Annotated in this window: 17 protein-coding genes; 9 read left to right on the forward strand and 8 right to left on the reverse strand. The window is 45.6% G+C overall.

Going from position 1 to position 24,213, the window contains the following annotated elements; all coding sequences use genetic code 11:
* Positions 1-28: 28 nt before the first annotated feature.
* The 7 genes from CAP50_RS01790 to CAP50_RS01820 all read left to right on the forward strand — a co-directional run bounded on the left by CAP50_RS01790 (position 29) and on the right by CAP50_RS01820 (position 8,646).
* Entirely contained in the window at positions 29-3,742 is a 3,714-nt protein-coding gene (locus CAP50_RS01790) for a PilC/PilY family type IV pilus protein (RefSeq protein WP_100748824.1), read from the forward strand.
* Positions 3,743-3,798: 56 nt separating this feature from the next.
* On the forward strand, positions 3,799-4,386 hold the full coding sequence (locus CAP50_RS01795; RefSeq protein WP_274539903.1) for a prepilin-type N-terminal cleavage/methylation domain-containing protein: 588 nt from the start codon (positions 3,799-3,801) through the stop codon (positions 4,384-4,386).
* On the forward strand, positions 4,386-4,850 hold the full coding sequence (locus tag CAP50_RS01800) for a type IV pilin protein (protein WP_100748825.1): 465 nt from the start codon (positions 4,386-4,388) through the stop codon (positions 4,848-4,850). Before CAP50_RS01795 ends, CAP50_RS01800 begins: the two co-directional genes overlap by 1 nt.
* Positions 4,851-5,173: 323 nt before the next feature.
* Positions 5,174-5,692, forward strand: coding sequence for a pilin (locus CAP50_RS01805; protein ID WP_100748826.1), 519 nt, complete (start codon positions 5,174-5,176; stop codon positions 5,690-5,692).
* A gap of 87 nt (positions 5,693-5,779) precedes the next feature.
* Positions 5,780-6,988, forward strand: coding sequence for a methyltransferase family protein (locus CAP50_RS01810; RefSeq protein ID WP_100748827.1), 1,209 nt, complete (start codon positions 5,780-5,782; stop codon positions 6,986-6,988).
* Complete coding sequence (locus CAP50_RS01815; protein WP_100748828.1) at positions 6,961-8,100, forward strand: serine hydrolase domain-containing protein; 1,140 nt, start codon at positions 6,961-6,963, stop codon at positions 8,098-8,100. Before CAP50_RS01810 ends, CAP50_RS01815 begins: the two co-directional genes overlap by 28 nt.
* Before the next feature lie 87 nt (positions 8,101-8,187).
* Positions 8,188-8,646: a pilin gene (locus CAP50_RS01820; RefSeq protein WP_100748970.1), complete on the forward strand. Its 459-nt coding sequence runs from the start codon at positions 8,188-8,190 to the stop codon at positions 8,644-8,646.
* A 90-nt stretch (positions 8,647-8,736) separates the two neighbouring features.
* On the opposite strand, the gene fdxA is transcribed toward CAP50_RS01820, so the two are convergent.
* Both fdxA and mutS read right to left on the reverse strand, forming a co-directional pair.
* Entirely contained in the window at positions 8,737-9,060 is a 324-nt protein-coding gene (fdxA, locus tag CAP50_RS01825; RefSeq protein ID WP_045452504.1) for a ferredoxin FdxA, read from the reverse strand.
* A 204-nt stretch (positions 9,061-9,264) separates the two neighbouring features.
* Positions 9,265-12,246, reverse strand: a complete 2,982-nt coding sequence (mutS, locus tag CAP50_RS01830) for a DNA mismatch repair protein MutS (protein ID WP_241900623.1) — start codon at positions 12,244-12,246, stop codon at positions 9,265-9,267.
* A 553-nt stretch (positions 12,247-12,799) separates the two neighbouring features.
* On the opposite strand from mutS, the gene secA reads away from it, so the two are divergent.
* Positions 12,800-15,601 (forward strand): preprotein translocase subunit SecA, encoded by a 2,802-nt coding sequence (gene secA / locus CAP50_RS01835; protein ID WP_100748830.1) that lies wholly within the window; start codon positions 12,800-12,802, stop codon positions 15,599-15,601.
* A 236-nt stretch (positions 15,602-15,837) separates the two neighbouring features.
* Positions 15,838-16,389 (forward strand): hypothetical protein, encoded by a 552-nt coding sequence (locus CAP50_RS01840; protein ID WP_100748831.1) that lies wholly within the window; start codon positions 15,838-15,840, stop codon positions 16,387-16,389.
* Positions 16,390-16,670: 281 nt separating this feature from the next.
* Here the strand turns inward: CAP50_RS01840 and CAP50_RS01845 are convergent, their stop codons facing one another.
* The 6 genes from CAP50_RS01845 to CAP50_RS01870 all read right to left on the reverse strand — a co-directional run bounded on the left by CAP50_RS01845 (position 16,671) and on the right by CAP50_RS01870 (position 23,871).
* Positions 16,671-17,312: a YsnF/AvaK domain-containing protein gene (locus CAP50_RS01845; RefSeq protein WP_100748832.1), complete on the reverse strand. Its 642-nt coding sequence runs from the start codon at positions 17,310-17,312 to the stop codon at positions 16,671-16,673.
* A gap of 138 nt (positions 17,313-17,450) precedes the next feature.
* Positions 17,451-18,670 (reverse strand): IS3 family transposase gene (locus CAP50_RS01850; protein WP_372046648.1). Its coding sequence is split into 2 segments (ribosomal slippage): positions 17,451-18,305 and positions 18,308-18,670, totalling 1,218 coding nucleotides; the frame shifts between segments, so codons are not numbered across the junction.
* A gap of 209 nt (positions 18,671-18,879) precedes the next feature.
* Positions 18,880-19,728: a DUF2382 domain-containing protein gene (locus CAP50_RS01855; RefSeq protein ID WP_100748833.1), complete on the reverse strand. Its 849-nt coding sequence runs from the start codon at positions 19,726-19,728 to the stop codon at positions 18,880-18,882.
* Positions 19,729-20,131: 403 nt separating this feature from the next.
* Positions 20,132-21,313: a thiolase family protein gene (locus CAP50_RS01860; protein WP_100748834.1), complete on the reverse strand. Its 1,182-nt coding sequence runs from the start codon at positions 21,311-21,313 to the stop codon at positions 20,132-20,134.
* Between the two features lie 90 nt (positions 21,314-21,403).
* Complete coding sequence (locus tag CAP50_RS01865; RefSeq protein ID WP_100748835.1) at positions 21,404-22,747, reverse strand: homoserine dehydrogenase; 1,344 nt, start codon at positions 22,745-22,747, stop codon at positions 21,404-21,406.
* A 272-nt stretch (positions 22,748-23,019) separates the two neighbouring features.
* A complete protein-coding gene (locus CAP50_RS01870) occupies positions 23,020-23,871 on the reverse strand; it encodes a DsbC family protein (protein WP_100748836.1) in 852 nt (283 codons plus the stop codon).
* Positions 23,872-24,213: the final 342 nt, after the last annotated feature.

Raw genomic sequence — 24,213 nt, forward strand, 5'->3', positions numbered from 1 at the left:
ATTAAAAAATTGCTATTAGGAGTAGGTCATGATCTACAGAAATAACAAATCGTACTCACGCAAGTGGCCTATCAAAGCATTGACAGCGTCAATAATTATGGGTCTGATAACGACATCTGCGCATACCAATACTGCCACTATTAAGCGTAAACCGATTGGCGACTTAGAGATTTATGCACCTGCTAAGCCTGGAACGGCTGCTATTTTTATGATGTTAGATACATCAGGAAGTATGAGCTATTATGACGGCTATTGTAGGGGTAAAAAGAGTGATAGAGCAGATAAAGCCATTCAGCTGGTTGTGTATGAGCGTGAAAAGGATGCAAATCAGCCTGATGGTCTGCTACGAGATGAAAACGGTAATACAGTTTTAAATTTTAATCAAGTGCATGCACAAGGAATCTATACTCCTTATGGTTGTACTGATAAATATGATCGAAGTAATATAACAACTGATCGCATGACACAGCTCAAATTAGCCCTTTTAGAGCTACTTGCTGATAGGGTTTATAACGTACAAGATGGAAGTCTCAAACCGACAGGTTCGCTACCTGATGATTATAGTATTGGCATGGGGAATTATAGCCTCAATGGTGATGGTAGTCGGGCAGTTATTCTAACACCTACCCGCGAGTTGAGCGCAGAGCAGCGTGTTGAATTGCTCAATAAGGTCATAGGTCTAAACCCTGATGGAGGAACGCCTACAGCCCACGCTTTAGCAGAATCTGGTGCTTATATGATGGGCACCTCTACAAAAGATAGTGGTTCTAGTAATAGTACTTGGTGGAGCGGTTTTGACTACTCTGATAACAGTACCAAAAATAACGGCAGTTATATATCGCCCCTCAATGATGAAGAATGTAGTGGTAATGGTATTTATCTATTAACTGATGGTTATCCTAATGGTAGTAGCACTAGCGGAGCAAAAGCTATTATGAATAACTCACTGTCTTACTCATCATCTTTATCTATAAATACTTGCAGTGGTTTGCCAAATGTAAATGGTAATCGAGGCTGGGCATGTATGGCAAGCTATGCTGCGCTACTACGTAACCCTGCTAACAACCCAAAAGGGCTACCGATCAAAACGGCGACCGTTGGATTTGGTAAAGATTTTGATGGCTTAACAGGTACTCGTAATATTATTGTCAATGGTAAGTCAAAAGAAGTCACCGATTGCAACAGCGGAAATAATGTCAATGACGATATTCGTAACCTTTGTAAACTTGGTGAACGCAAAGGTGATGATGAAGTAAAAACCTTTGGCGATGGCGGTTTTTACTATACAGAAAAGTCTGAAGATATTGCTGCCAGTATCGTTGACTTTGCTTCAGGTTTGGTTCAAATAATCAACACAGCACCCTCTGGCACGATCACAATTCCTGATGATCCATATCGTGCTGCTAATCAGCTACCTTATGCCTATCTACCTATGCTAGATCCAGATATTGCCTCAGCAAGCAGTATCTGGCGCGGCAACCTAAAAAAATATGACCTAAATAAAGGCACATTATATGGTAAAAACGATAAGCTGCTATATGAAGATGTCGCAGGTAACCTAAGTGCTGCCACTCAAGACTTGTGGCAAACCGTTGGAGTTAGTGTAGATGGTAAGCCGGCTAACAATAATATTGCCGCTGGCGGTGTCTATGCACAGCTGAAGTCTCCAAACTCTGGACTATCTAGTCTACGTACTGTCTATGTAGAAGATACTCTACAGGACAAAAAGACGCCTGTTTTACGCAAAATAACTGTGGATAGTAATGGTAAGCCACAAAACTTCGGCAACCTTGTTGATAGTGTTTATACCGACGCAAATGAAATAAACAAACGTCGTTTACTGAGCTTTTTAGGTTTTAGTGAAGTATTGACTAAAGATGGTCAGTCGACTAGCTCTGATGAAGTAGATAAGCTAAAACTCGACCAGCCTACCAATGAAGTCAAGGTACTCGGTGGAGTAGTGCATTCTACACCCACAGCAGTCTCTTATGGCGCGACCCTAGATAACAATGGCCGTATCACTGATACGCGCGACGATTACGTATTATTTGGCTCAATGGATGGGGCACTGCATTTAGTCGACGCTGATACAGGTGTAGAAGAGTTCGCTATCATCCCTAAGCTTATGGTGGAGACGCAACCAAAAGCATTGGTAGAAGGCTCTATAAAAGATGAAGTTGGAACACCATATTTCGGTGTGGATGCGCCGTGGCTGGTCACCACTGATTATAAATACGATTTAGAGAATAAAAGAGTCACGGTGGATACTACAGATGATAAGGGTATGTTTGCTTATGGTGGCTTGCGAATGGGTGGACAAGCTTTCTACGGTATAGACATTAGTGATAAATCCAGTCCTAAAATTAAATTTATTATCACGCCAAACACCTTAAACGGTGAGCCCTCGACGAAGTTTTCTCGACTTGGACAAATTTGGAGTAAACCAACAGCGGCCAAAATTCGCTTAAATAAAGGATCAGACGCTAACAAAAACACTGAACCTACTGATGTCCTGATATTTGGTGGTGGCTATGATATGAGCTACGAAGACGCTGAGTATGCTCCTACTGATAGCAAGCCTGCTAAAGGCAATGCTATCTACATGGTTAATGCTAAGACTGGTGATTTAATTTGGTCAGCGACCAAAAGTGATAATAGCAACATGATTCATAGTTTTACGGGCGAAATTACCGTACTTGACCGTGACAATGACGGGCTGATGGATCATCTTTATGCTGCTGACCTTGGTGGACAGGTGTTTCGAGCAGACTTTGAAAATGCGCGAATCGAGCAGTTTGGTTTTGACGCAGTTGATAAGTTTAGCAATAAAAGTATGACTCGTATCCTAAATGCCAGTGCTGATGTCGACAAAAAATATGCATACCGTTTTTATACCCGTCCAGTAGTAAGCTTCTACCGTAGCGAAGGCGGTTCTAACAACGGTAGTATCTTTGCCCTTATTAATGTCATCTCTGGTAATCGTAGCTCGCCACTGTCGACATTGCGTGACAACAATGAGTATGCCAATCGAGTCTACGGTATCATTGACACTGATATCTCGAGTATTGATTTATACAAAGATGGATTCACTAAAACTGTCACTGATTTGAAAAATGAAAACTTGGTGAATTTGGCCGATAAGCTTGCGGGTACTGTGACTGCCGATAAGAAGTCTGAGGTCAAGAAGTTGATGATTACGGGTGGCAAAAAAGGCTGGTATTATCCACTGACTCGTTTTGACGGCTATAGTAAAGTCAGATACAACAAGGGTGTAGGTGACATGGCTGCTATCAACAATATCTTATATACCACTGTCTATAACCCCGATAAAATCTATGGCGTCGTCTCAAGTTGTGCAGCACGAATCGTAGGTGGTTCAGAGCGTCAGCTATATTGTCTACCTTACGGTATCTGTATGGATGATGATTCAGTGACAGGCACTGGTGGCTACGTTCCAGCAGGACAAGGTATTCAAGAGCTGACGCTTGGTGCATACAACGCTGATAACAAAGACATAAAGGTCTTGATAGGTACTACTACTATTGCTGATCGTATCGAAGCTGCAAACCGTGCTGGATACGGTCAAGATGGTTTTAAGAACGACAGTAATATCAAAGATCTTTATCCTGGTACTGGTAAGCCAAGTCAAGCTGGCGGTGATGGTAGCGCAACGGAATACTTATTTAATGAGCGCTATACGCTACAGCCAAAAGCATGGTATGAGCAAAACAGCAGTCAATAAAAAACTGGTGTTTTATAGTGAGACTTCGTTAAGATAAAAGATAAGGGTGACAAAAGATGGCGGCAAACATAATGGCATATCGCTCATCAATCGCGCGCCGCGTGGCTCAGGGCTTTACGCTTATCGAGCTGATGATTATCATTTTTATCATCGGTATATTAGCTGCCATCGCTATTCCTAGCTATCGGCGCTATGCAGTACTAAATGCGGAGCGTGATGTCCAAGCTAAGATGCAACAACTTCAAATAGAGCTGGAGCGATGGCGCAGCAGACAGCTTAGCTATCAAGGGTTTGCTCCACAAAAAATAACTACTAGCAACGGTACTGCTACTCCAACTTATGTTTATGACGACACACCAACCAATAAAACGATTTATGTCCCAAGTGGGAGTAACGCTAGTAATTATCGTTACCAGATTACGTTGGTTGATGGTAGAGACACCAGCAGCTCTTTGATAACTAGCGGCACTGATGTTGATACAGTCACAGGTCGCTCATGGAAAATGCTAGCCTCACCTAACAACACAGGTATCACTAAAAATGCTCACTATATGATGCTCGGCAGTAACGGTGTGCGTTGTCAAAGTAAGAATGAAGTAAAAATAGGCGATAAGAACTGCGGCACAGGCCAGAAGGAGTGGTGATGATCAACAGTAGCAAGCATACACAGAGTGGTTTTACCCTCATCGAGATGATGATCGTGGTCGCTATCATCGGTGTGCTCGCGGCTATCGTTTATCCCAGCTATCAGCGTTATGTCATCAAGACCAAGCGGGTCGATATGATGACAGAGATGCAAAATATCGCCTCAGAGATTGAGAGTCGTAAGCTGGCGCAGGGCAGTTATGGTGCCATCAGTGCTAAGGTGAAGACGGATTTTGCAAAAGCGTATCCTACGCAAGGGCAGGCGTTGTACGATGTCAGTATTGGCAATATCGCAGGGGTTACGGGTACTGATTTGACTTCACAGTGGCTGATCACTGCCAAGCCTAAGAAGAACACGCAAATGGCAAGCGATGGCGTCTTGAGCCTTAATTATCAAAACATTAAATGCCGTACTATCGGTGCTGAAAAAAAATGTGGCACTGGCAGCGAGTGGAATGACTAAAAAATAGTCTGGAAACTGACAATTATTGTCAGTTATCGTGAGCCAGAGTAGCCATTATTGACATAAACTGACACTTTTAGGTATGCTTAGCGTAACAATTAGTGTCAGTAGATAACAGTATAGTAAGTGACTGAACGAAAATATCCACAAATAGCGATAACAATCGAGCACTTAGCACCTATACCTACTGCGGTTAATGATATTGGCACGCTATATGCATCTACTAGGGCACGAAAGACCAATACACTATATCCAATACCTAACATAACGAGAGATAACGCGAGCGCATATCCGTTATCTTTATCCCCTCTAAAGGAGTTCTTATGAACGCTCAAAAAGGTTTTACCTTAATCGAACTAATGATCGTGGTTGCTATCATCGGTATCTTGGCGGCGATTGCGCTTCCTGCTTATCAGGACTATACTAATCGCGCAAAAATGTCAGAAGTGATAACATTTGCTTCGTCTGGAAAAAATGCAGTAGCGGAGTATTATCAGAATACAGGTAAACTACCTGCAGATAATGAAGCTGCAGGAATGGATGCTGCAACTAACATCAAATCTACGTATGTAGAATCAGTCACAGTTGAAGATGGGGTTATCACTACTAAAGTTAAAGGGACGAATGTAACCGATCTAGACGGATCAACAGTGGTACTAACACCTATGCAAAATGACGGCACCACTGCTGTACCAAAAGCTGGAGGTTATTCAGGCTCTATTCTTTGGAAGTGTGCTCCAAGTGATGCTAAATTCAATAAGTATTATCCTGCAAGTTGTAGAACTACTACTCCTTCTACTTCTTCTTCTTCTTCTTCTTCTTCTTCTTCTTCTGGCGGTTAATATACCGTATAGTATAATATGAATAATAGAAAAGAGACATTTTAGTGATGTCTCTTTTTTTTATATAGACAACGAGATTCTATTGATATGATTATATCTGTTCATCAAAACCCGAAGATTGCATCTTTAGTACTAATATGCAGTTTTTTTGTGGGTTATGCCCTTATAAAGTTTTACTTAATGCAATATCTATCATTAGAATACCTCGTAAAATTATGGTTACTCATTTGTGTTTTACCATTATATATAATTGCTTATCATCAAAATCCATATAAAAGAAATAAATACAATTTAAATGCAGTCAATAACGATCGTATAAAAAGCAAGACGATTATATTATTACTACAAGTTGTCTTGATTTATATTTACGCATTTGCAGTGACCCAAATAGGGTTGGCAAACTATTCTGTGTTAGTTGATGATTTATTATTTAGTTTTCCCATTATCATTTTATTGACAGTTGGATATGTGTATTTTGTAGATAGAAGGTTGCTAAAGCCAGAAGATGAATACGCAAAAATAGGTAAAATGCTAAATGGTAAGATAGCACTAAACAAAGTGATAATCAGAAGATTCACCTTAAAAACAGCGGTAAAAATAGTCTTTATCCCATTTATGTACTCTATATTTTTGACTAATTTAACACTATTATTAGATACGCAATGGCGCTTTAATGCAGATGCTATTAGTTTATTACTATTTAATTTTGGTATTAGTATTGACATGCTGATCGGGATATTTGGTTACTTGTTTAGTTCTTCTATCATTAATAATCAGATTATAGATACTGATAGTAACTTTTTGGGTTGGTTATTTGCGCTGCTTTGTTATCCGCCTTTAGTATGGATTATGCGACGAGTCAACGAACAGCAAGATAGCCTGATTTGGAGCCAAGTTATTCCACAAGATACGGTATTATATTGGGCTTTCTTTATTATTATTAATATTACATGGATTATATACTGGTTAGCGACATTTGAATTTGGAATGACGTTTTCAAATTTAAGCTATCGACGTCTTATTTACAGGGGGATTTATCGGTATACTAAGCATCCTGCCTATATCTCGAAAAATTTGTATTGGTGGTTATATACATTGCCCTTTATAGGTGTAACGTTCTTAAGTACTGAGTGGTGGAAAAATATACTAGGCTTAACCTTTATAAGTCTCATATATTATGGACGTGCTAAAAGCGAAGAACGTCATCTGATGAAATTTCCTGAATATAGGCAATACTGCAAAGACATAGATAAAAGAGGAATTTTTCGTTGGCTAAAAATTCATCCTACCTACTGACCGCTTTATTGATTATTTTGTCTGGTACCTTATATCTTAAATTTTCTGATTATATAATATCAGCATTTGAGAAACGGTTTGTTTTAAATAGCTTAGAGTGTGAAGGTGAGAGTCAAAGTAGTTTGTCGCAAGTTGCTTACTATGCTATTGATGAGCTTAACTATAAAAACTTACAATTATCTTATGTAGATGATGCGGATAATATTTCATCTTGTACTGCTGGATGGGCTGACATGCCCTATCTTAGTCCAAAAGTAGATATAAAAACTCGATTCAATTATGCAAGCGTTACAAAGGTATTTACCTCAGAATTAATTTTAGACTTGGTTAGGAGGCAACAAATTAAGTTAGACGATAAACTGGTAGACCTTCTAGATCTGACTGATAAGTATCAACTACAAGATGAGAGGGTAGCAAAGATAACTGTTGCTGACTTGCTCTCGCATAGAGCAGGATTCGACAGGAATATAACGCCTGACTCTATGATAACTGCTAATCCTTGGTGTCCTTATCATATGGCGCACCTACAAGCTATTAAGCTAGACTTCGACCCTAATAGCAAAAATGTATATTCAAATATAGGCTATTGCCTGTTATCACAAGTTATAGAATCACATTATCAAGACAGTTATATAAGCACTAGTGAAGAATATTTCGGTTTTAAAAATAACGATATAGGTTTTCTACAAAGACAACCAGAAGCTCAGCCCAACGTTCCATTCATGAATCAAACTAAACAGATAAGAGGTTTAGACTTTTACGCTCTATCTGCTGTAGGCGGACTGTCGGGAACAAGCGTAGCACTTGCTGAATACATTCATACAATAAGTAAGCGAAAATATCCGAATATTACAGACAGACCAAAAAATATAAACTGTGATAAAAAACAAGTTCGAGGATGTCATGGTTTTGCAGGATATGAATATGCACCTAAAACGTCAACTCTATATTGGAGAAATGGACGTTTGCCAAACACTAACGCTCTAATGACTGTTGACAATAGAGGCAATGTAATAACATTTCTATCGAATACTGATGATCCAAATAGTTGGCTTAGTAAACACGAAATGTTAGTTAAGTTCATTTATAAAAAAACTACTGGTAAGGGATAATATAAAGAACTTATAGATATTATAAGATATAGTAATTGGTACACTCTTTGCACTACGGTTTGTACAACACTAACTTAGTGCAACGTCATGCAAGCTATTCCAAATTATAAAAAAAATTTAGTACGATCTACTCAGTCAGGTTATACCTTGATAGAGCTAATGATCGCCGTCGCTATCATCGGTATCTTGGCAGCGACAGCGACCATCAGCTATCAGACGCAGGTCAGAAAGACCCAGATCATGACTGTTTATAAAGAAATAAATCAGTATCAAATGCCATATCGTACCTTGATTGACAATGGCGCAGGGGTGACAGATTTTAGTCCTCGTGGGCTAAATATGCCAGCCCAGACCAAATATTGTCAGTTTAGTGTCACAGCACCGCTGGCTGGCAGTACGACAGCAAATGCTATTATCTGTCGTATTCAAAACCTGCCTTATTTGCAAGCGCAGACGCTCAGCCTTGATTATTTAGCGGATGGGACGTGGCAGTGTCAGGCAAGTACGGGTATCAAAGACGCGTATTTACCACAAGCTTGTCAGTAGTTATGATAAAAAACCACCGAACAGCAGTTGCCACTCGGTGGTTTTTTATTGACGGGGTTTTATCCCCGCATCAAAGTGCGATCAGGCTGCCTACTTCTCTAAATACTGAATCTTACCTTCCACACCATCCCACTTTTCAGCTTCTGGCAATTGACCTTTCATCTCAGTAATGTTTGGCCATTTTTGTGCCAGCTCTTCATTGAGCTGAATAAACACTTCTTGCCCTTTTGGTACTTCGTCTTCCGAAAATATCGCATTAGCGGGGCATTCAGGCTCGCATAGCGCGCAGTCGATGCACTCATCAGGGTCGATAGCGAGGAAGTTTGGGCCTTCATAAAAGCAGTCCACAGGACAGACTTCCACACAGTCGGTGTATTTGCAAAGAATGCAGTTATCTGTAACGACAAAGGTCATAGTGATGTCTACCTGTTATTGATTTGGCTGATATGGTGCCTGTATCGTCAGCGCCTACCGCGGCGAGTATGACGGCGATCGCGATACTCAATCGTCGCGGCAGTCTGCTTAATGATGCACCATAAGGGCTAGAGTAACTAAAAAACTAGATTGACTAAAAACAAGCCATATTTTAGCGCCTTTATGCTGATTTGACAATTCCCTTTAGTGACTAATGATATCCTTTAGATGATACAGTAAATCATGAGCTTGTTTGGGCGTTAGGTTGTCAGGGTTGATGGCGGTCAGCTCGTCTTGTAAGCTAAATAGCTGATTTTGCTGTGGAATATCTGCCGCTGCTTGCTCATGGCTTAGAGGGTTGGCCTCTATGGTGGTCAGCGGTCTTTGTTCGTCAAGCTGGCAATTATCCATTCGCGACTTAGCTAAGTCGCTTTTGTCATCAACGGCTTGAGCGTCATCAACGCTTTGAGTATTCGCCACCATCGTTGGATGATCGCGCAAGTAGCGTTTGGCGTCACCAATCACCGATGGCGGAATGCCGGCCATCTTGGCGACATGGAGGCCAAAGCTAGAGCTGGCCGCGCCATCACGGATTTGGTGCAGCAGTAGTAGTTGCCCATCGATTTCACTGGCGGCGACATGGACGTTACGAATACCTTTATTTTGCGCAGCCAATTGTGTCAGCTCAAAGTAGTGGGTGGCAAACAGGGTCAAGCAGCCGATCTCAAGCAGCCGGTTGACACAAGCGTGGGCGATGGCCAGCCCGTCGGTGGTGGCGGTACCGCGGCCGACTTCATCCATGAGCACCAGTGATTTATCGGTCGCTTGGTTTAAGATATTGGCCGTCTCGATCATCTCGACCATAAAGGTCGACTTGCCGCCTGCCAGATCATCGGCCGAGCCAATACGGGTAAAGATGCGGTCGATATCACCGATGCGCGCGCTGGCCGCTGGCACAAAGCTGCCGCAATGAGCAAGCAGGACAATTAGTGCAGTTTGACGCATATAGGTCGATTTACCGCCCATATTAGGGCCAGTGATCATGAGGAGGCGTTCAGGATTTGCCTCGCTGCCGAGCGCACAGTCATTGGCAACAAAATGGCTGCTAGGTTTCGTACTGCTTTGTTGAATAGTATTGTTAATGTTGGCAGGATTGAGCGCAGCTTCGACGACGACATGACGACCTTGTTTAATATCGATACTGGTTTGGCTGCCGTTTTTTGACAAGTTGCCATCTTTCAGTAAGTCGTCATCTTGTGAGCCATTACTCATGACTGGACGTTGCCAGTTATAAGCCTTTGCAAGTTGTGCCCAATTACTAAGCACATCTAATTGCGCGATGGCAGCGCTCAGTTGTTGCAATTCAGCCAAGTGGCTACCTAATATGGTTAACAGCTCATTATACAGTTGCTTTTCACGAGTTAGAGCTAATGACTGCGCGCTTAGATATTCGGTTTCCACTTCTTTTAGCTCATCAGTGATAAAGCGCTCGCTGCTTTTGAGCGTTTGCCGCCGGATAAAATGCGCCGGGGCATTTTGTGCCTGCATTTTAGGTAATTCAAAATAAAAGCCGCTGACTTTATTAAACCCGACTTTTAGACTGGGTAGCTGGTTGTCCTGACGGGCACGCGCGACCATTTCATCTAGTGTCACTTGGATGTTGTCATGCAGGTGTGTGAGGCGATCAAACTCGGCGTCATAGCCTGCTGCCAGCATACCGCCATCGCGGATATGAGCAGGCGGCTCTGGGATAATGGCACGCTCGATCAGCTCGGCGACGGATTGTACCGCAGGCAGCTGCGCGGGCAGTTGCTGCATGAGCATGGCCAGCAGTCCTGCCTGCTCGTGATGGATGCCTGCTTGCTCTAATAAGGTGCTCAGCTGCGCGCTGCTGTTGATACCGTCCACCAGTTTGCGCAAGTCTCGCGGTTTGGCGCTCATCAGGCCGATACGGCTGGTGATGCGCTCGATATCACCGATGGCGCTTAGCGTGTCGCGTATATGGCTGACCAATGAGGGACGCTGTAGCTGCGGACTATGCGGACTACCTTGCTTGCTGCTGTCAGCTGGGCTGTCTGCTTGCAAAATTTTGTCTATGGCGTCTAGGCGCATATTGATACGCGCATGCTGGCGCAAGGGGCGTTTCATTTGCTGCACCAGCAGGCGACGTCCCATCGGCGTTTGGCAGTGATTGACGACTGAGATCAGCGATGTGCCGCTGCTACTGACTGGAGCAAACAGCTCAAGGTTTTGCTGACTACCGGCATCGATGATCAAGTAATCATCGCTAAACTCGACGATAAGCTGATTGACCTGCGGCACGTGACGCTGCTGGGTTTGCTGCGCATAATGAATCAAGGCGGCACAGCTAGACTGGCTAAGCGGCGCGTCATGGATACCAAGCCCATCGAGACGCTGCACTCCAAACTGCTGACAAAGGGTATCTGCGGCATGGTCGCGGTGAAAGTCATTGGCAGCGACTTCGATGATCGGACAGTTCAGGTGCTGTCGCAGCCATAGCGGCCAGTCGGTATCAGTACTGCCAGTAGCATCGCTCAGTGCTTCGCTGATGATACATTCGCTAGGGGCGAAGCGGGCAAGCACCGTCAGCATCTGCGTTTGTAGGTCATCGTAGTCATCATGATTGGCGCTCAGGCTCTGAGTGGTCAAAGTGCCAGCGGCTAAGTCGAGCTGACTGACGGCGGCCTGTAGTGGCTGCTTGCTGTTTGCTCGCGGCTGGGCGATATCGATTGCCACCACGGTCGGCGTGTGGTTAGGCGCGATCAGTGCATCATCCGTGATGGTGCCTGCGGTCAGCGTTTTGACCACCTCACGGCGCATGATACCAGTGGCCTTGCTACTCTTTTTTTGTTTATCGCCCATCGCCGATGGAGCGGATGAGGGACTGGCTGCATCGGTTGATGCGTCGTCCACTTGCTCACAGACGACCACTGTCTGACCTGCCGCGATGAGCCGCGCCATGTAGCTGTCGGCGGCATGAAATGGCACACCCGCCATGGCAATGGTATTGCCTGCTTTGTCGGTGCCGCGGCGCGTGAGCGTGATGTCTAGTATCTGTGCGGCACGCTTGGCATCATCAAAAAACAGCTCATAAAAATCACCCATCCGGTATAGCAGCAGCGCTTGTGGATAGTTGGCTTTCATGGTTAGATATTGCACCATCATCGGCGTGTGATCGGCCAAATGATAAACAGTATCGCCGATAAGTAGCTGATCGGCGTCTGCAGATTTGGTAGCGCTTGCCTTGGATAAAGGCTGCTTGGCCGCGGTATCTGTTGTGGGCGCAGGATGGCTAATACGAGCGTGCGGGGCAGAGGTGTTGACGGTCATGCAGAGTCTCTTATGGTACTTAAATGGGTTTGCTTAGAAAGAATGCGTATTTTTTAGAAAAAATCAGGGATGCAGGTTGGCAGTTATTTGCGTTTATTGATATCACCAAACAGCTGTTAAATTAAGGGTATAGGCGCTATTTTAACACGTTCAGCGCTGTTTTTACGTCGGCAAATATCTGCTCACAGCCCTTGTATCCATCAGCGTCATAACCATATATAATGACGGCACACTTAATTGGGCGATACTTAGTTAGGCGCAGTATCATAAAATAGCGCGCAGTATTAGATGTTACTGCGCCGAGTGACGACAAGCACCCAGCAGGGTGCGACGCTAGGCATTGGCTAATGCGCACTAATTATCGAATATTTCCATAGGTCAAAAAATTATGTTATCAAAGATTATAGGCAGTGTGGTTGGCACCAAAAATGACCGCGAACTAAAACGCATGCGCCGCGTGGTCAGTAAGATCAACGCACAAGAGGCTGAGATACAAGCCCTGTCTGATGAGCAATTACAACAAAAAACTGCCGAGTTTAAAGCGCGGCACCAAAACGGCGAGAGCTTGGATGCGCTATTGCCAGAAGCGTTTGCTGTCTGCCGTGAGGCGTCATGGCGCGTCAATGGCATGCGCCACTATGATGTGCAGCTGATCGGTGGTATCACCTTGCACGAAGGCAAAATCGCCGAGATGAAAACAGGTGAAGGTAAAACCCTCATGGGTACCTTGGCCATGTATCTAAACGCCATCAGCGGCAAAGGCGTGCATCTGGTCACGGTCAACGACTATCTTGCGGCGCGTGATGCGGAGCTCAACCGTCCACTATTTAACTTTTTGGGCATGACCGTCGGCGTGATTTACTCACAGCAGCCGCCACAAGAAAAAATCGACGCCTATCAAGCCGATATCACGTACGGTACCAACAACGAGTACGGTTTTGATTATTTGCGTGACAACATGGTGTTTAGCCTCGCTGAGAAAAAACAGCGCCCGCTGAATTTTTGTATCATCGATGAGATTGACTCAATCTTAATTGATGAAGCACGTACGCCGCTGATTATCTCAGGGCAAGCCGAAGACTCTTCACGCATGTATGCGCTGATTAATACCATCATTCCGCGGCTTAAGCGCTCAAAAGACGAAGAAGCCAATAAAAATAACGAAGATGAAGATTTTTGGATTGATGAAAAAAACCGTCAGATTGAGATTAGCGAAAAAGGCTATGAAAAAATCGAGCGTTTTTTAACAGAAGTCGGTGAGCTGGGCGAAAACGAGAGCTTGTATAGCCCAAGTCGCTTGCCGCTGCTCGCGCACGTCCAAGCCGCCATTCGCGCTCACCATGTGTTTGTCAAAAACGTCCACTATATCGTTGACGACGGTGAAATCATCATCGTTGATGAAAACACGGGCCGTACCATGCCCGGTCGCCGCTGGTCAGAGGGCCTGCACCAAGCGGTAGAAGCCAAAGAAAACGTCGAGATTCAGGCAGAAAACCAAACGCTTGCGACCACAACTTTCCAGAACTATTTCCGTCTTTATGACAAACTCTCTGGCATGACGGGCACGGCCGATACCGAAGCGGCGGAGTTTAAATCCACGTATGATTTAGACGTCGTCGTGATTCCGACGCACGAGCCGATCGCCCGTATCGACATGGACGATCAGATTTTCTTGACCAAGCTTGGTAAATACAAAGGCATCATCCGCGAGATCAAAGAGATTCAGGCCAAAGGTGCGCCGGTACTGGTCGGTACAGCGACGATTGAGGCCAGCGAAGAGTTGTCTTATCTGCTCGATCAAGAAGGCATCAAGCATAACGTCCTAAACGCCAAGCAGCACGAGCGTGAGGCAGAGATTATCGCGCAGGCAGGTAGCCCAAAAGCGGTGACCATCGCCACCAACATGGCAGGCCGTGGTACCGATATCATCTTGGGCGGTAACTGGCAGTCGTTTATCGAAGACATCGATGCGGTCAGCCCAGAAGAAATGGCACGCCTAAAAGCAGAATGGCAAGTCAAACATGACCAAGTCGTGGCCGCTGGTGGTCTGCATATCATCGGCTCTGAGCGTCATGAGTCACGCCGTATCGATAATCAGCTACGTGGCCGTGCCGGTCGTCAAGGTGACCCTGGCATGTCGCGCTTCTTTTTATCATTAGAAGACGACTTGATGCGTATCTTCGCAGGCGACCGCGTGGTCAATATGATGCGCGCCATGGGACTAAAAGAAGACGAAGCCATCGAGCATAAGATGGTCTCAAAATCGATCGAAAACGCGCAAAGTAAAGTCGAAAGCCGCGACTTTGATGCCCGTAAAAACCTACTCAAATACGATGACGTCGCTAATGAGCAGCGTAAAGTCATCTATAGTCAGCGCGATGATTTGCTCGCAGAGATGGACTTAAAAGAGGCCATCGATGTCATGCATCATGAAGTCTATAATGCCATGATTGATCAGTTTATTCCGCCAGGCTCTATCGATGATCAGTGGAATATCGACGGCCTAGAAGACGAGCTAGAGGATGAGTTTAAAATCTCGATGCCGATTAATGACTGGCTGGATGAAGACCGCCGCCTAGATGAAGAAGGCTTACGTGCCAAAATCATCCAAACGGCATTGGATCGTTATCATACTCGCCGCGAGCAGATGGGCGAAAAAGACGCCGCCCAGCTTGAGCGCCACTTTATGCTGCAAAGTCTGGACAAGCACTGGAAAGAGCACTTAACTCAGATGGATCAGCTACGTAAAGGTATCCATCTGCGTGGTTATGCGCAAAAAAACCCAGAGCAAGAGTACAAGCGCGAGTCCTTTGAGCTGTTTCAGATGATGCTTGGTGCTATCAAGTCTGAGACCGTACAAGACTTATCACGCGTGCACATTCCAACCAAAGAAGAGTTAGAAGCGCTAGAGGCGCAGCAGCGTGAAAACGCCGCGCAAATGCAGATGCAGTTTGAGCACAATGATGTCGATAACTTAGACAGCAACGCCGGTGCCGCGCAGCCACCAGCGCAAAACCGTAACCAAGCAGCAGGCGCGGCTGCCGCTGGTATGACAGCCGGTGCTGCAGGTACGAATGCCAGTGCGAGCGCTGCTGGGGAAAACCCATACGCGGGTATGAATATCAGCCGTAACGCGCCTTGTCCTTGCGGCTCAGGCCTGAAGTACAAGCAGTGCCACGGCAAGATCTAAGCATATCAAGCAATTTAAATGAGATGTTTACAGGCCCTTATCTTGCACAGATAGGGGCTTTTTTATGAGAAGGGTTAGGACACCAAGAAAGACGTTAAGTGTCTTTTTTGGCTTGCAGACAGCCTCTAGAAACAGGTAAATGCTCACTGTTTTTGTATGGATTGTTTACAAATTGTACATAGGCGTGCATTTAGGGACACGCTATAGTATTTAACATATTTGTTTTGGAGAGTGTGATGAACGTAGAATTATTAAAACAATTTCGAACCTCTGTCGTTTTAACGGGCTTATTGGCTGGTGTCATGACTGTCAGCGCTTGCCAAAAACAGCAAGAAACTGAGCCCAGCCTAGAAGAAAGCATCAGCGAAGAGCAATCTGTACCGATGTCTGCTGAGCCTGCCGAGCCAAATGATGTGGTAATGGACGTGCCAGCTGATGAGGTGGCAGATGATACGGTCGCGATGGTCAATAGTGGTGTCACTCAGATGACCTACTCATGCTCGCCAGCACTAGAGGTAAAGGCAACTTATAAAGACGCTGATAATCAAGTGGTCATCGAAACTGCCAATGGCACTGCGACTTTGACCAAAACCAATGATGCGAGCAACCCAGAAGTTTTCAATCTCGATACCGCCATCGATGGTGGTGTAGGGTTTGTACAGTGGCGTGTGGCGCATACAGAGCGTGAGACAGGTATAATGCGTACCGCTGGTGCCGATGCCGATAATGTCAGCACTTACGAATGTAAAAAAACAGCCGAGCCTAGCGCCGATGAGTCAGCTGCCTAACCACGCCGTCGTGGTTTTATCATTAGACAGCTAACCAACTAAACAGCTAACCAGCAGTGAGAGCGAGTCTGCAGTCGATAATGACTAATACACTCATATGGTTATATTTATATTTTACGAATCCGCATTGATGACCGATACTTTACGCAAAAAGCAACGCTAACGCAGCGTTGCTTTTTTTGTCGTATTGCCTTGTATTGCCTTTATGTCATCAGCTTACTTATCGTGGGCTTCTGATAAAGATGTTATAGTTAATACACATTAAGATGCACCTATCGGTTTTATTTTGAATTGGCTATATCATCAGCGGCGTCATGCTCATGAGCCAAAAACCCTTCTTCGGTGACATCAAGCTCCTCATGCTTTAGGGTCACCTGAATACTATCGGTATGGGTATGTGTGGTTTTGTTGACATCAACTTCTTGAATGGCAAATGTCTCCTTGGTAATGGTGGCAACTTGACGAGACAAAACGATCTCAAGCGGTGCTTCATCGATTTCAATCTGTTGGCCATTGACCGTCACCACCGCTTTGCTATCTAGCGCAGGCTCGACATGACGCAAAATATCTTTATCATCATACTGACCTGATAGTAAGTCTTGGCTTTCGGCATCGTGGTATTCAGTACGAATGGTAAGATACTCTTCTACCAGCTCTATCGGCACATCGATGGTCTTGGTGCGACGGTGCTTGGTCACTGTGACTTTGCCGACATCAAGACGTTCTTTGTTGACCACAGGGCGCTCTTCTAGCAGCTCTAAATGACCAACCGCTTGTGATGAGGGATGCCGGTCAACTGCTGGATCTGTATCTTCGGCCATCTGCGTGGTGTCTTTGTGAAGAGGAGTGGCTGATGTAGAGATGCCATTGTCTTTTGATGGGTCGCGGTTGGAGTCGGTGACGGCATTAGGGTCAGTGGTCATTTTGATATCCTTATATTATGAAATACTATCAATGTCATGGCGCAAGAGCGATGTGCTATTTGGTAAAATGTCTCGTCCTAAAATAGATTGATAGTTTTTTTGCTAAGTCAGATACCTTATGTATCTGGCTTTTTTACATTAAGCAGGACATAAATAGCTATCATGTACCTCAGCAGGTGTTCTCATATTTAAGCTTAAATGCGGTCTAACATGATTATAGACATAAACAGACTCATCAATCAGCTGTTTAAGCTCACTTATCGTATTGCATTCATACAACAAGAACTCATTCTTTAAAATACCATTGACTCGCTCAGCCAACGCATTTTGATAACAATCATAACCATCGGTCATCGACGGTGTGATGTTGTTTAATCTAAGTACCTCTTGATACTCTGATGCACAGTACTGAAGACCTCTATCAGAGTGATGAATGGCTTTATGAGTATAAGAACGTCTTTTAGCTGCCATCTTGAGCGCTTTTACCACTTCAGCTGCTGGCATACTCTCACTTAAATGATACCCCATGATCTGTCTTGAATAAGCGTCTGTCACTAAAGATAGGTAGTGGATTCCTTGTTTGGACGTGACATAAGTAATATCAGCGACCAGTGTTTGTTCAGGCCTGATAGGTGCAGGGGCATCTTTGATTAAATTAGCATGCTTTTTCATCCAGTGCTTACTAAAGGTCGTTTTTGTATAGCTACGTTTAGGTAGCACTAACAAGCGGTGTGCTCTTAAGTAATCAAAGAAGCCATCACGGCCCATCTTTATGCCATGAGCCATCAGTTTCGGTTTAATCAGCCAGTATAACTTACGCCCACCTATGCGAGGCATGAGCATTCGATATGCGTGTACCCAGTCTTTGATGACTGTGAACCTGCTCACTTTTTCCTGTGACCGAGTACGGTGTTGATATACCGCTTGCGGGCTCACACCAAGTAGACGGCATCCTTGAGCTAGACTTATTTGTTTGTCTTCTTTGAGTTGCCAGAGGATGCCGTAGAAGACTTTTTTCTAGTAGGTGCTCCATAGTCACTTTCAAAGACGTCAACAACCTTACTTAAAATAAGGTTATGTGCTTTGGCATCCGCCAACTCACGCTCTAGACGTTTGATGGTTTGCACTGGGGTTTCTTTATGCGGCATAGTCTGACTCTTAGGGGGATGGGTCCAGTCTAATTTACCATGCTTACGCAGCCATACCAATACGGTACTGCGTCCTTGTATGCCATAAATTGATTGTGCTTGTTTGTAGGTCATGTCGCCTTTTTCTACACTGTCAACGACGGCGAGTTTAAAGCCTAGTGTGTAATCTTTTTGAGTGCGCTTAACCTTTGCTATTGCTAACTTGTCCATAAATAAGTCCCTTTTTCGTAAACTTATTTTAGGACGGGACAAAAGCCAGAAAAAAGGCCAGAGACATGCTCTGGCCTTTATTTGCTAAGTGACGCTGCCTCCTATCTTGTAGTGCAGCCGTACTTAGCTGTAAATGGCGACTATGACTGGTGTGTTTATCATATTATTATAACCAATCAGGGAGTAGGCCAGTATAAGGCTGTTGTGGATTACATACCGCGAGCACGGCGTACGTCTTCGGCAGTGATGTCGTCACGATTGACGATGTTGCCCTCACGGTCTACCACATTACCATCACGGTCGATGTCTAGCTCTTCGCGCTGAATGGTTTCGACGATCGTCTCCGTATGGCGCTCAGTTGTCTTACCGACGTTGACTTCTTCTGCCACATAAGTGTCTTTGCCCACGCGTGCACGCTCTGCTTCTAGCTCAACTTCGATGGTTTCATTACCATCGACATCTCCGATGCGGCGATCTGTTGGGCGATCGACATTGGTACGCTGAATATTGGCGTGCTCTTCTTCTAGCTCGACATCGACGTTGCGCTCTTCTGTGACCACATGTTTACCGACTTTGACCAGACCTGCTACGATACGATCTTTATTGACGGTTAGACGCTCTTCTAATAGCTCTAGGGTGTTTGGCGCTTCATAAGCATGATCAGCAATCTCCATACGCTCAGCTGCTGGTACGCTGTCTGCAACAAAGGCTTGGCGGTCTTTTTCGTACTGCTCTTTGTAGCTGTACTGATAATCATGGTCGTATACTTCCATCGCTTCGACTTGCGCTTCTGTTAAGCTATCGAAGAATACATCATCACCGACGATACGTGCCAGACCTGCTGGGACAAGGACTTCTTTTGAGCTAAACCAGCCGCCTACATCTACGATCAGATAACGGATACGGCCCGTGGTATCTTCTACCAGTGCGCCTTCGATTTTACCGATTTTTTCTTCATTGACGCCATAGGCAGTCTTGCCCGTTGGGTCATAGTAGTCATCACCGATTAGGTCGCGGTGTGTGGCTTGGATGTCTTTTAAACGGATTAGTTGGCTCATTATTGTCTTCCTTTTTTATGAGTTCATTATTGATTATTAAAATGACAACGTTTGGTTAAGTCATTGAATGTTACCTTGGCAGTTGCTGCCTCAACTTGTAATTATCGTAACACCCTGATTTTAGATGAGATATATAAGCAAGGTAGCAAAGTGTGCGCTTGAGGTAATGACGTGTAATAGGCTGTAAGCGGCATAACAGAGTAAGGGGTACAAGTTAACGCGTTTTTACACGGTGCAATAATTTGGCTATTTTAGGAAATGACAAACACAAAAAAACCGCAGAGCATATCGCCGTGCGGTTTTGATACATTCAAGAGATTGATATATTAAAGAATAAGCAGCCTGACAGTTATTAGGGCTTATATTAATCTAGATATTGCCCCTATCATCAGGCAGCTGCTGATTAGGCAAGCTCGATGGCCACTGCCACGGCTTCGCCGCCACCGATACATAAGGTCGCCACGCCTTTTTTGCTGCCTGTACGCTTGAGTGAATTGATCAAAGTGACCAAGATACGCGCGCCAGAGCATCCAACTGGATGACCAAGAGCACAAGCGCCGCCTTCGACGTTGACTTTGGCATGGTCGATATTTAGCTCATCCATCGCCGCCATCGTGACCATAGCAAAGGCTTCATTGATCTCCCAAAGATCGACATCAGCAATGGACCAGCCAGCATTAGCAAGGACTTTTTCGATAGCGCCAATCGGTGCAATGGTAAACTCGCTTGGATGACGAGAGTTAGACGCGGTGGCGATGATACGTGCTTGATAGTCACGACCTTCTTCTTTGGCTTGTGATTCTTTCATCAACACGACTGCTGCTGCACCGTCTGAGATTGAGCTGGCGTTTGCGGCGGTGATGGTACCGTCTTTGGCAAATGCTGGACGCAGGGTAGGGATGCGCTCGGCGTTGGCAAGACCTGGCTGCTCATCGGTATCGACCGTTTGCTCGCCCTTGCGGGTTTTAAAAGTAACGGGTTCGATCTCATCTTTAAAGTGATCGTCTTTGATTGCTGTCAGCGCACGATTGAGCGATTCGATGGCAAACTCGTCCATTTGCTCACGTGTATAGCCTTTTTCGTCAGCCATTTCTTGGGCGAACATACCCATTAGCTTGCCAGTTTCTGCATCTTCTAAACCATCTAAAAACATATGGTCTTTGACTTCTTTGTGCCCCATACGGTAGCCTGCGCGCGAGCCTGGCATGATATAAGGAGCGTTGGTCATCGACTCCATACCACCTGCGACTGCGACCTTAAAGCTGCCCGCTTTGATGCCATCGTGAGCCTGCATGACTGCTTTTAGGCCTGAGCCGCACAGTTTGTTGATAGTGACCGCGCCCGTCGCATCAGACAAGCCGGCGTTGCGCATCGCTTGGCGGGCAGGACCCTGACCTAAGCCTGCTGTCAAAATACAGCCCATAATGACTTCATCAATACTATCGACATCGACACCTGAGCGCTCGACAGCAGCTTTGATCGCCGCCCCGCCAAGCTCGGTTGCGCTCACATCTTTTAGCGAGCCTTGAAAACCGCCCATAGGAGTACGGGCACCATTTAAAATCACAATTGCATCATTTGACATCGTTATTATTCCTTTTTACGTATTTAAATGAACGTGTGGCACTTTTTGGCCAAACGCTGACAGGCTAGCAGCTATCCATCTTGCTGTTGTTTACGCTAGCTCATCTAGGCGAATGCGTACTACTTTATCAGTAATTGTGTCTAGTTTTTCGATTTTTTCGATGGCCAGATTCATGCGGCTCTCAACCACAGGCAGCGTCAAGATAATGACGGGCACCTGACCAACCTTGTGCGCCGGCTTTTGCAAAATCGCATCGATATTGATACCTGCATCACTGAGGATGCGTGTGATATCGGCCAGCACTCCTGGGCTATCATAAGCATGGACGCGCAAGTAGTAACCCGTGGTCATCTGCTCGGCGCGTAGGATCGGTGTGTCAGATAATTGCTCAGGGATAAACGCGAGGTGCGGCACATGGTGACCGTTGTTGCTTGTATCGTCGGCATCCTTGCTACCTAACACACGTACCAGATCCATGACATCAGCCATCACCGCCGACGCGGTCGCGCCTGCACCGGCGCCATCACCGCAGTACAAGGTCTGCCCGAGTGGGTGTGAATTGACCAAGACTGCGTTTTTTACGCCATTGACATTGGCCAAAAGAGCGTCTTGCGGGATGAGGGTCGGATGGACACGCAGCTCGATACCAGTCGCAGCATCGTCGCCTGTGCCATCACGGCGCACCGCAAAACCTAAATGCTTGATGCGATAGCCCAGCTCTTCGGCATAGTTGACGTCTTGTAAGGTGATACCTGTGATGCCTTCGCAATATACCTTATCAAACTGTAGCGGGATACCAAAGGCGATAGAGGCCAGTAAGGCCAGTTTATGCGCCGCATCGATGCCCTCGACATCAAAGGTTGGGTCGGCTTCGGCATATCCTAACGCTTGAGCTTCGCTCAGTACATCAGCAAACGGACGACCCTTATCACGCATCTCTGTCATGATAAAGTTGCCCGTGCCGTTGATGATGCCGGCCAGCCACTCTACTTTATTGGCCGCCAAGGCTTCACGCATCACTTTGATGATTGGAATACCGCCTGCGACTGCTGCCTCGTATGCCACATGGACATGATGCTCTTCTGCAAAAGCAAAGATCTCATTGCCGTGTTCGGCGAGTAAGGCTTTGTTTGCGGTGACCACATGCTTACCGTTTTTGATGGCATGCATAATGACTTCGCGGGCGAGTGTGGTGCCGCCGATCACCTCGATCACGATGTCGACATTGTCGCTTGCCGCAATTGCCATCAAGTCACTGCTTTGCATAATATTGGGATCAATATCATCACGATGACGGCGCGTACCCACTTCGGTAATGGTAATGTCTTGGCCGCTGCGGCGTTTTAGCTCATCTAAATTGTCATTGATTAGGTTGATCACGCCCGTTCCGACGGTGCCTAGACCAAGTATCGCTAGTTTGATGGAATGACTCACAGTATCCTCAAGAGGTTAAATATAAGACGCCCAGCATAACACTGCTATCAGATAAATGCGCTGGTCGTATCGAGCATACGGTGGGCGCAAATGTCGTTTGTGATAGGGTTATCAAGGCGTCATTATCGTTGAATAAAAAAGACTCACATTGATGTTTACACTACGGTTGTGTTACTGATGTTTTATGACGCTTCATCGTATCATACCGACATGCAGTTGTGACGTCTACCCAAACTGACTGTCGCCAAAGTCAACGGTATGACAGCAGCGTGTTAGCTGGCGTCAATCGCTGTTTGTGCCAACTGCTCAGCCGGCAGATAGCCACCGATTTGCTGTCCAGACTCCGTAAAGATAGCTGGCGTACCGCGCACGCCCAATCTTGCGCCTAGTGCCATATGCGCTGCGACTGGGTTCTCGCAGCTAGGTGCTTGCACATTGGCACCCATTTTTGCTTGATTCATAGCGGCATGGCGATCTTGGCTGCACCATATTGCCTCCATTTTGGGTACCGATGCTTGGCTACGAGGCCACGCCAAATAACGAACTTCGATGCCGCGCGCATTGATATCCGCCATCTCTTCATGCAGCTTGGTGCAATAAGGGCAGTCGGCATCGGTAAACGAGTAGACCACCGCTTTGGTCTCACCCTTGGCTGGGTAAATAATCAGCTCGTCTTTATCGACCGCTTGCAATGCTTTTTGGGCGGTATTGGCCACCAATGCGGCGCTGATATCGACCGGCGCGCCATCACCGACCACGATGATCTGACCTTGAATGATGTGCTTGCCCGACTTATCCGTAAAAAAAGACGGTAGCCCTTCAGCAGTCGCCCAATAGATACCGTCCATATCTGTCGGTACGGCTGAGAGGATAGTCTCCTCAATCCCCGAGGTTTTTAGGTTTTCTTGCAACGCGCTGACCACCGCTGCATCACTCTCTGCCGATACCGTCTTGGTATTTGCCTGAGTGCTATTGACCACGCCGGTGTTGCTGGTAGCATCGGCGGCATTGTTTGAGCAGCCAGCAGCAATGGCGACCAATAACGCCCCCATCATAAAGCGTGATAGGCGGGTTTTGCGAAATCCAATGACAGTGTGGGCTTTTTGGGTGATGGAGGATGACATATAGGTTTCCTGTAGGCATTGCGCCTAATCATAAATGCGTCGGCATAAAACAAATAAACGCTATCGCGTGCAGTATGGGGCAACGTGAGAAAACCGCCGCCATCATGCCAGACTGTGATCGTGGATATAGCGCTTATCAATGAGAGTTAAAAGGTTCAATATAAAGGGGTTTTTCTCTCAAACGAGAAACGTCCCCACTTGATAATGCCGCTTATCTTAACATATTTATCATCCAACGCCGTAAAACCACATCCTTCTAGGGCGTGGATATCAGGCGTCAGTCATTGTCGTACAATATTGCGAATACCTTGATAACCACACCCATTGAGATCATAATTATTC

It is taken from the genome of Psychrobacter sp. L7 (assembly GCF_002810365.1).
Classification (GTDB): Bacteria; Pseudomonadota; Gammaproteobacteria; order Pseudomonadales; family Moraxellaceae; genus Psychrobacter; species Psychrobacter celer.

What these genes read in the sequence shown, in the direction of transcription:
- CAP50_RS01855 (WP_100748833.1), bottom strand. Translation starts at nt 19,728, where the DNA reads ATGAGCCAACTAATCCGTTTAAAAGACATCCAAGCCACACACCGCGAC.
- CAP50_RS01840 (WP_100748831.1), top strand. Translation starts at nt 15,838, where the DNA reads ATGAACGTAGAATTATTAAAACAATTTCGAACCTCTGTCGTTTTAACG.
- CAP50_RS01790 (WP_100748824.1), top strand. Translation starts at nt 29, where the DNA reads ATGATCTACAGAAATAACAAATCGTACTCACGCAAGTGGCCTATCAAA.
- CAP50_RS01810 (WP_100748827.1), top strand. Translation starts at nt 5,780, where the DNA reads ATGATTATATCTGTTCATCAAAACCCGAAGATTGCATCTTTAGTACTA.
- CAP50_RS01845 (WP_100748832.1), bottom strand. Translation starts at nt 17,312, where the DNA reads ATGACCACTGACCCTAATGCCGTCACCGACTCCAACCGCGACCCATCA.
- CAP50_RS01795 (WP_274539903.1), top strand. Translation starts at nt 3,799, where the DNA reads ATGGCGGCAAACATAATGGCATATCGCTCATCAATCGCGCGCCGCGTG.
- CAP50_RS01800 (WP_100748825.1), top strand. Translation starts at nt 4,386, where the DNA reads ATGATCAACAGTAGCAAGCATACACAGAGTGGTTTTACCCTCATCGAG.
- CAP50_RS01870 (WP_100748836.1), bottom strand. Translation starts at nt 23,871, where the DNA reads ATGTCATCCTCCATCACCCAAAAAGCCCACACTGTCATTGGATTTCGC.
- secA (WP_100748830.1), top strand. Translation starts at nt 12,800, where the DNA reads ATGTTATCAAAGATTATAGGCAGTGTGGTTGGCACCAAAAATGACCGC.
- mutS (WP_241900623.1), bottom strand. Translation starts at nt 12,246, where the DNA reads ATGATGGTGCAATATCTAACCATGAAAGCCAACTATCCACAAGCGCTG.
- fdxA (WP_045452504.1), bottom strand. Translation starts at nt 9,060, where the DNA reads ATGACCTTTGTCGTTACAGATAACTGCATTCTTTGCAAATACACCGAC.
- CAP50_RS01805 (WP_100748826.1), top strand. Translation starts at nt 5,174, where the DNA reads ATGAACGCTCAAAAAGGTTTTACCTTAATCGAACTAATGATCGTGGTT.
- CAP50_RS01860 (WP_100748834.1), bottom strand. Translation starts at nt 21,313, where the DNA reads ATGTCAAATGATGCAATTGTGATTTTAAATGGTGCCCGTACTCCTATG.
- CAP50_RS01820 (WP_100748970.1), top strand. Translation starts at nt 8,188, where the DNA reads ATGCAAGCTATTCCAAATTATAAAAAAAATTTAGTACGATCTACTCAG.